Below are 4,322 nucleotides of genomic sequence, written 5' to 3' on the forward strand. Positions count from 1 at the left end.
TCGCAAAACGATCCAGCTTGTGTCTCGCGTAGCAGGTCCATGCGTATCGTATCAGGGTCAAAATAGTAGACTGGCGGATGACTGGTTTCCAAGACACGAAAGCAGTTTTCGGAGTCAACGATCATGGTTTCGCTGACCATGATTTGAATTTTCTTTTGACAAGGTTCAAGTCGAGGGGGTCGAGGATAATCCCACACCGATTCTTGCCCCGGACCGGGCTTGATTCGCTGGTATTGCACGTCATTTGCGTCCTGTTTTCGAGGTACCGTTGACGATTTCGGTTCTTGATCATTAATGCAAGCCGGCAAGGGCATCGATCGGTGGAGATGATTCGGGGCGAACGCTCTCAGTGCGCAAAACAACGTTCCTGGGCGGTCAACTTACAAATGAGGACAGTTCAACTACGATGATGTCAATAAAATACTGCGAGAACCAATTTCATTGCACGATCGCACGGCTTTTTGGCAAAATAGTGTCTAATCGGAAATTGCAAACCGCCTCGGTCCCTTCTCTTTTCCAACCCCACTGATCCGATGAACCGACTAATCTGTCTCGTCTCGTCCGTGCTGTTTTCTCTGCTGGCCTTCTCGAGTGTCACGCGGGCGGCGTCGACCGATTCACCGAACGTGATCCTGATTTTCGCTGATGATCTTGGGCCGGCGATGATTGGATGTTATGGCCAACAAGTGATCGAAACGCCGAACATCGATCGATTGGCGGCCGAGGGAATGAAGTTCAACAATTATTACGGCGGCGTGTATTGCGCGCCGGCACGTTGGACGTTACTGACTGGAATGCACGACGGCCGCATCGGCGGTTGGGCACAAACGCGCCCTGGGCTTCCCATCCTGCGAGACGCTGGCAAGATCAACGAACAAGAATACCAGAAGCGATTGGCGGCATTGAAATCCAACGCCCATCCGATCCCCGAGAACGAAGTTTTTCTGGCGCAAATCGCCCAGCAGGCTGGCTACAAAACCGCTCAGTTCGGCAAACTCGACCGCGGCTTTCTGACTTGGCACGAACAGGTGAAACGCTTCGGCTGGGACTTCTACGAAGGCTACTATGATCACCAGCGGTGCCACGGTTTCTATCCACCCTATCTGTGGCGTAATGGCGAACGATTCGAGTTGCCCGGAAACACACTTGCCGACTGTGGCAAGACCAGTGAGCAGGGAGATGAGCCGGTTGGATATGGCGGAGAAACCTATTCGCAAAATGTATTTATCAAAGGCATCTTGAAGTATCTTCGTGATCATCAAGAGGAACGCTTCTTTTTGTATCACCCTACGCAACTTCCGCACGGCCCGGTGGCGATCCCCGAGTTGCACCCCGATTTTGCCGATCATCCGACGATGTCGCTTGCGGAAAAAAAGTACGCATCGATGGTCAAAATGCTCGACGATCATGTCGGGCTGATCATGAGTGAACTCAAACGGTTAGGTCTCGATGAAAACACCGTCGTCGTGTTCACTTCGGACAATGGCCACGAACTTTATTACGGCCCCAAGCCCTCCTACAAACAGCAACGGTTGCCCAACGGCGAACCAGCCAATTTGACCGACAAAAAATGGCGAACATCGGAGTGCGGGGATGTGTTCGACGGGGCCGGAGGCCGGGCCGGACTGAAACGCAGCGGATACCAAGGCGGTATGCAATGTCCCTTGATCGTGCGTTGGCCTGACAAGATCGCAGCGGGAAGCGAAACCGATCTACTGACCGCGCATTACGACTTCCTAGCGACGTTGGCGGATCTTCTGGGAGTCGAAAAACCGGCTGGCAAAGACGGCATCTCGTACCTGCCGACACTGCGAGGAGAACCCCAGACTCAGACGCATGATTATGTCATCGTCAACAACCACTTCGACCAGATGGGCAGCAGTGCCTTGATCGGGGGCGACGGAATGAAACTAGTGCAAGCCGACAGGAAAAAGGGGCTGTTTCAGCTTTACAACATCCTGCAAGACAACGAGGAACGCAATGATTTAGCCGACCAGTATCCGGAAAAGGTCGAGCAATTAAAAACGATCCTAAAACAAGAGATCAACTCACAGCGTCCGGACCTCGCCCCGTAGCAGCGTCGCCGCAAACCCTCCTCGTAGCCGAAAGTCGCCAAGGCTTTCGTCGGTCTTCACGCGGTACCCGCTGCCGTGCCGCCCACGCCTTGCACGATACCATCCACTCGCCGTGACGTGCATCACAATCATGGACCCCGCTTGAAATGAAATGATTCGCTCTCACGCTCATCGTGGCATGTTTTGCCACGAATCATCGCGAAGGGACGGAGCCTGTTCTTATTCGTGCAAATTAGTGAGATTCGTGGCAGACAGTTATTGAGGGGGTAGCTCATTTTACTGAATATCTGCTAGAGATCACTCGCGTTGTCTGGCGTTCGATGACGGATGCAATCCTTTGATATTTTGGTTCACTGGGCATGCTATCGTAGCCGAAAGTCGCCAAGGCTTTCGTCGGTCTCCACACGATCCCTTTACTTACAATTGCTTTCGATTCGTTCGCTGACACCCCAATGGTCAAACGCTTTTTGGACGATCGTTTCGGGAATATGCTCTTGTTCTAGCCGTTGATTCTGCTGGCAAAGTCGCTGGTACAATTCCATTTCCGCCTCCGTTAAATGGGTTAACTCTCTTGCCGCAGCACCCCTTGTCATAGGAAACTTCACTAAATGAACAGCCCGCAAGCCACTGCTTAAATCAAATCGCAACGGTGAGCCGTAAGTCACCCTCTTAGTGCGTTATACCGGGCCGCTGACGAGAACGTCCGGCTTAGGCCAGAGGCCGATACATCCTCTGCCGTGGCCGTAAGGCCACGGGATGTAGCGAATGAGCTGCAAAGGCCGGAGGCCGACACAATGACTGAGTAAATGTGTCGGCCTCCGGCCTTGGAGTTGCTGCATTCCAAACCGGTGGTTAACACCACCGGCATGAATCGTACCGGCCTCCGGCCTTAAAAAAGAACGAATGCGAGTTGTTAGAGTCACCCTAAGCCGGACGTTCTCTGACGCGTCGCGGTTCAATGAATCAACAAGTCCGTTGACGGTTTTCCGTTACGAGCAGCCGTTGGTACTGCGTTTGCACAAAAATTCGTAATGGTTTCTATGTGACAAATCGGTACGGAAAATCAAATGAAAGCGATGGTCTTGTCGCAAACGGCTCCGTTGTCGGAAGTGCCAGAGCCGCTGCGGTCCGTCGAATTGGCTACGCCTAAGCCTGCGGAGAGTGAACTATTGATTCGTGTCGCGGCGTGCGGCGTTTGTCACACCGAGCTCGATGAAATCGAAGGCCGTTTGCGGCCGCCTCATTTGCCCATCGTGCTAGGCCATGAAGTCGTCGGGTGCGTGGTCGAGCGTGGGAAACACGTCACCCGTTTTGCCAACGGCGACCGCGTCGGTGTCGGCTGGATCCATCATTCCAGCGGCGACGAGGACGAGAACTTGTCGCCCCAGTTCGCTGCGACCGGGTGTGACGTCAACGGCGGTTATGCCCAATTCATGACGGTTCCCGAAGATTACGCGGTGGCAATTCCAGATGCCCTCAGCGATACACAAGCCGCACCGCTGATGTGTGCTGGCGCGATCGGCTACCGCGCGTTGCGTTTAACAGGGCTTCGCGACGGCCAGCCGCTAGGGTTGATGGGGTTTGGTGGTTCGGGGCATCTGGTACTGCCCACGGCAAAGCACCTGTATCCAAATTCGCCCGTTTATGTTTTCACGCGTGACGAGTCGGTCCAGCAGTTCGCCTGCGACTTGGCCGCCGATTGGGCCGGCGACATCGATGCGGTGCCGCCTCAGCCGCTGCAGGCGATCATCGACACCACGCCTGCTTGGAAACCGGTCGTGGAATCGATGAAGAAACTTCGTCCCGGCGGACGGCTGGTGATCAACGCGATCCGTAAAGAGGATGCGGACAAAGACGAATTACTGAATCTGAGCTATCACGAACATCTGTGGATGGAACGTGAAATCAAATCGGTCGCCAATCTAACGCACCGTGATATTGCCGAGTTTCTGCCATTGGCGGCCGAGATCCCACTCCGGCCCGAAGTCACACTTTATCCCCTCGATCAAGCCAACGAGGCGCTTCGCAACCTCCGCCGTGGGCAAATCAAAGGCGCGAATGTCTTGGTGGTTTCGTAGCCGACCAGACGCGAGCGGTGGATACTCGCGATGAAACGACTTGTCATTTTTTACCCAGGGTGTTGCGAGCTTTACTCAGGCCGCTGCGGCCGCCCCCGTTCACCGTCTTCGGCATCGGGGCCACCATGGCGAGGTGGAGGTGGAGTTTGCAGCTGTGCTTCCTGCTCGT

Annotated in this window: 4 protein-coding genes; 2 read left to right on the top strand and 2 right to left on the bottom strand. The window is 54.5% G+C overall.

All coding sequences use genetic code 11. The features are described 5' to 3' along the window. Positions 1-314: DUF427 domain-containing protein (locus RMSM_RS43855; protein WP_144057820.1), on the bottom strand; the 314-nt coding region annotated here is incomplete at its 3' end. A gap of 219 nt (positions 315-533) precedes the next feature. Between RMSM_RS43855 and RMSM_RS20800 the strand changes: the two genes are divergently transcribed. Next, complete coding sequence (locus RMSM_RS20800; protein WP_008700749.1) at positions 534-2,075, top strand: arylsulfatase; 1,542 nt, start codon at positions 534-536, stop codon at positions 2,073-2,075. Positions 2,076-2,488: 413 nt separating this feature from the next. On the opposite strand, the gene RMSM_RS38750 is transcribed toward RMSM_RS20800, so the two are convergent. Then, positions 2,489-2,668 (bottom strand): Wadjet anti-phage system protein JetD domain-containing protein, encoded by a 180-nt coding sequence (locus tag RMSM_RS38750; RefSeq protein WP_081614262.1) that lies wholly within the window; start codon positions 2,666-2,668, stop codon positions 2,489-2,491. A 474-nt stretch (positions 2,669-3,142) separates the two neighbouring features. On the opposite strand from RMSM_RS38750, the gene RMSM_RS20805 reads away from it, so the two are divergent. Continuing rightward, positions 3,143-4,153 carry an alcohol dehydrogenase catalytic domain-containing protein gene (locus RMSM_RS20805; protein ID WP_008700757.1) on the top strand — a complete coding sequence of 337 codons (1,011 nt, stop codon included), beginning with the start codon at positions 3,143-3,145 and terminating at the stop codon, positions 4,151-4,153. Positions 4,154-4,322: the final 169 nt, after the last annotated feature.

The sequence above is a fragment of the Rhodopirellula maiorica SM1 genome, assembly GCF_000346295.1.
In the GTDB taxonomy this organism is placed as follows: Bacteria; Planctomycetota; Planctomycetia; order Pirellulales; family Pirellulaceae; genus Novipirellula; species Novipirellula maiorica.